5 protein-coding genes are annotated in these 4080 nt (G+C 69.2%); 2 read left to right on the plus strand and 3 right to left on the minus strand.

Going from position 1 to position 4080, the window contains the following annotated elements:
- The 3 genes from AB0O00_RS31290 to AB0O00_RS31300 form a co-directional block, all read right to left on the minus strand.
- On the minus strand, window positions 1-369 hold a 369-nt coding region (locus AB0O00_RS31290; protein WP_363657495.1), incomplete at its 3' end, for a YceI family protein.
- Between the two features lie 105 nt (window positions 370-474).
- The gene (locus tag AB0O00_RS31295) at window positions 475-894 is read right to left on the minus strand and encodes a nuclear transport factor 2 family protein (RefSeq protein WP_363657497.1); all 420 of its coding nucleotides are present in this window, start codon (window positions 892-894) and stop codon (window positions 475-477) included.
- A gap of 139 nt (window positions 895-1033) precedes the next feature.
- Window positions 1034-1537 carry a MarR family transcriptional regulator gene (locus tag AB0O00_RS31300; RefSeq protein ID WP_363657499.1) on the minus strand — a complete coding sequence of 168 codons (504 nt, stop codon included), beginning with the start codon at window positions 1535-1537 and terminating at the stop codon, window positions 1034-1036.
- A 174-nt stretch (window positions 1538-1711) separates the two neighbouring features.
- Here AB0O00_RS31300 and AB0O00_RS31305 point away from each other — a divergent pair, with 174 nt between their 5' ends.
- Together AB0O00_RS31305 and AB0O00_RS31310 are read left to right on the plus strand one after the other, a co-directional pair.
- Window positions 1712-2014 (plus strand): putative quinol monooxygenase, encoded by a 303-nt coding sequence (locus AB0O00_RS31305; RefSeq protein WP_363657501.1) that lies wholly within the window; start codon window positions 1712-1714, stop codon window positions 2012-2014.
- Window positions 2015-2462: 448 nt separating this feature from the next.
- Window positions 2463-4080: hypothetical protein (locus AB0O00_RS31310; RefSeq protein WP_363657503.1), on the plus strand; the 1618-nt coding region annotated here is incomplete at its 3' end.

Genomic DNA, 4080 nt, shown 5'->3' on the forward strand with positions numbered 1-4080 from the left:
CACGGTGAAGGTGACGGGCGCCCCGGTGCCGTGGGCGGTCAGCTCGCCCTGGAGGGCCCAGGTGCCGGCCCGGTCGAGTTCGGCGCCGGTGGAGGTGAAGACGATGTCCGGGTAGTTCGCGGTGTCCAGCAGGGCCTTGGACAGGACCTGGCGGTCGCGGTTCTTGTTGCCGGTGTCGAAGCTGGCCGCGTCGGCGACGGCGTCCACCCGGCTCGCGGTGAGCGGCTCGGCGACGGAGACGGTGCCGCCGCGGAGCCGGAAGGTGCCGCGGACGGCGCCGAGGCCGAACAGGTGCTTCGTCGTGAAGGTGATCTCGGAGCGGGGGGCGTCGATGGCGTAGCGGCCCGGCGTCGGCGTTGCGGTGGTCATGATGACCTCCCTTTCACTTGAGTCTTCAAGTCAAACCCTGGGCCTTCCTGCTTGAAGGCTCAAGTGACAGCAAGGGCGAACCGTCACCTATTCCCCCGGACGGGCTCAGGCGAGGCCGAGCTGGCGGGCGATGACGGAGCCCTCCGCGTAGCAGTCGAAGCGCTTGATCCTGCCGTCGACCAGCTCGAACACGTCGCAGCACGGAGCGTCCATGCGCTTGCCGGTGGGCGGGACGGTGCCGGCCGGCAGCTCCAGCGGGCCGAGGTGCGTGCCCTGCAGGCGGAGCTGCACGATCACGACGTTCCCGGTGACGTAGAACCGTTCGAGCTCGCGGTGCATGTCGGGGAAGGCCCTCGCGTAGACCTCGACCGTCCGGCCGAGTTCCTCGGGACCGCGATAGGTGAGCGGGAGGGACATGTCGGTGAAGGTGCCGTCCTCCGTGAAGGCGGCGACCCAGCCGGCGACGTCCTGCTCCTCGGCGACCTGGTAGGCGGCGCGGATGATCTTCTCGTTGTCGTGGGACATCTCGGTCCTCCTGATCCCTGCGGTGGCTTGCGGTTGCACATTCACTTTAACCTTCAAGTCATCGTCAAGCGCAAGAGGCTGGGTGCAAGCAATTTTCACGAGAGTTGATCGCGGTGTGACCCGCCGATGACTTGAACCCTCAACGAGCCGGCGAGTCGATGCGCTGCAGGATGCGCTCGGCGTCCTGCCCGAGCCGGCGCAGCCGCTCGCCGGAGAGGTTGTCGACGACCAGGCGCCGGACGAAGGCCACGTGCGCGGGTGCGGCGGCTTCGAGCTTGGCCATGCCGGCGGGCATCAGGATCGCGTTCGTGAAGCGCCCGTCGGCCGGATCCGCCTCGCGCCGGACGTAGCCGCGCCCCTCCAGCCGCTTCACCATGTGCGACAGGCGCGACAGCGAGGTGCTGGTGTTCTCGGCGAGGACGCTCATGCGCAAGGTCCACTCGGGGGCCTCGGACAGCATCGCCAGGGTCATGTACTCGACCATGCTCAGGTCCGCGTCGCGCTGCAGCTGCGTGTCGATGGCCCACGGCAGCCGCGTCATCAGCCGCACCACCGACATCCAGGAGTCCAGCTCGGCCGGGCTGAGCCAGAGGCCGTCCTGCTCGTCCGCCCGCACCGCCGGGGCCTCGTCATGGGTGGTCACTCCCGCAGCGTATCAGCCGCACTCCGCGGACGATACGGGCTGCCACGGACACGAACCGAGCGTCGATGTCACTTGAACATTCAACCGCACCTCCATCTCGGGTTCCTCTCCACCACGTCTGCCAGGTGAGATCCGGGTTCCCCGACCCCGGCTCAGCGATCTACGCTCGCTCGCATGTCACAGCCAGTACGACTCCACATCCTGATCACCACCCTCCCCGGCCGCGGCCAGGAGCAGGTCGAGGCCTACAAGCGCCTCGCGCCCATCGTGCGGGCCGAGCAGGGCTGCCTGCAGTACGACCTGCACCGGGTCGTCGGCGATCCGGACCGCTTCGTCCTCGCCGAACTCTGGTCGTCCCGCGAGGCATTGGCCGCCCACGACGCCACCCCGCACATGGTGGCCGCCGACGCCGCCAGCCCGGCGTTCCGAGCCGGCCCGGCCCAGGTGCTCGAAGTCGAAGCCGCCCCAGTGGCCTGAGCCCCAGCGACCCCGAGCACCGCCGACCCCACCGTGAGCGTCCCCGGTGCGGGGCACGACGTCCATCTCGAACGCCCCGAGATCCTCAGCGGGCTGATTCGGGATTTCCTCGAAGCAGGCACCACGCCGACTGGCCGAATACTCGGCTGACCGCGCACCCGGACAGCCCAACGCGCCCACCCCGCCGACCCGGTAGCGGCGCGCAATCCCGGGTGTCCGGCCGTTGACGAAGCATCATGGCTTGCAAAACCGCGCCCGACGTACGACCACGAGGCAGCAGTGAGTTCGTGCACGGTTCGCCTCCGATAACACCCCCGGACCGGCCCGGAAGCGGCAGCGCCGGGAGTCACCGAACGGGCGCGGGACCCACGACGCAAGAGGAACCATGTTGCGAATGACAACCGGCCGGGCACGGCCGCTCAGAACGCTCGGCGCCCTGGGTGCCGCCATGGCACTGTGGTCCGTCGCGGTGCCGACCGCGACGACGGCGACGGCGAGCGAGACGGCACGGCCGAATCCCGCCGGCGCGCCGACGACCACCCACAACGTCCAGCCCTCGGTCACACGGGGGAACATCACGAGCTGTCCGTCGGGCACGACGACGTTCATCAACACGTCGGACCTGAGTCCGGGCAACCAGAGCCAGAGCTACTCGGCCGCGGGCACCATGTTCCAGGCGACGGTCGACCCGACGGGCACGTACCTGAGCTTCATCACCAACTCGCCGAACTTCACGGTCTACGTGAAGGGCGCGCCGGCCTACGACACGTACGACTACACGGGCACGCCGGGCCACCCGAACTATCCGTCGGACACGGGCCTGCACTCGCCGCTCGCGGCGAGCGGGAAGCCGGCGACGATCAGCCACTACCTGGTGTGCGGGCAGCCGGCATCGGTCGTTCCCCAGGGGTCGTGCGAGGCGTCGGGCTCGCTCTCCGCGTACGTCAACGGGTCCAACGTCACCGCGTACATCCCCAAGGGCGCGTGGAGCAGCGGCGCCACCGGGATCGACGTCGTGAACGTCGAGGGCACCAGCATCACCAACACGCAGATCCCCACGGGCACCGATGTCATCAACTCCATCGCGACGAACTCGGTGACCGGGCAGTCCGTGGCGACGGCGAACAACAATCACGTCTACGTCCTGAAGGGCACCGGGCTCGACCCCAGCGTGTCCCCCAACCCGCTGACGGACTCGGGCACCGGGACGATCAGGTTCTCCGGCGGCTCGGCGACGACCACCGGCGTCACGATGGACGCCGTGCACAACAAGGCCCTGGTGGGGCTGAGCATCGGTGGCGTGGCCGGGTTCCAGTACCTCGACCTCGCGACCAACACGTTCGAGCCGGCGTTCGCGACGCAGGACCCGGGCGGGCAGATCTCCGAGGACCCGCTCATCGACCCGATCCGCAACATCCTCCTGTCCCCGTCCGAGGACAACAACTACGAGATCGTGAACGTGGCGAACACCACCTCGCCGCAGTTCTTCGAGCACCCGGTGACGGTGAGCGGGGAACTCGACTCCGCCGCCGAGGACTGCTCCACCGGGATCATCCTGGCGCCCGCCGAGTTCAGCGGACCGTCCCAGGTCGTGATCGCGGACATCAACAACCCGGGCACCGCGCCGCAGGCCGTCTTCACCCCCGGCACGCCCGGGTCCTGGACGGCACCCGAGCAGGTCCAGACGCTGGCCGGCTCGTTCCTCAGTGCAGGTGCGTCCGGGGCGTCCGTGGCGCAGGGCACCCACACGGGCGTCATCTCCGGAGAGTTCGGCGGTGACGCCCTGACGGCCATCGCGCTGCCGACGACGTCCGGGGCGGGAGCCGTCCCGGCCATCAGCAACTGGACCACCTGTGAAACCGGCGGCGGCTTCAGCATGGGGCTGGATCCGCACACCCTGGTCGCGTACCAGTCGCCGAACGGCGGGGACGCCATCGCCCTCCTGGTCAACGACGGGGCGACCCAGATGGCGGCCGTGGACCTGACCAAGATGCTCGACGGCACGACGGTCCCCTCGACCGGCAACGTCTGCAACAGCGGCACCCTGCCCCCGGCTGCCGTGAACT

Source organism: Kitasatospora sp. NPDC093558 (assembly GCF_040683475.1).
Classification (GTDB): domain Bacteria; phylum Actinomycetota; class Actinomycetes; order Streptomycetales; family Streptomycetaceae; genus Kitasatospora.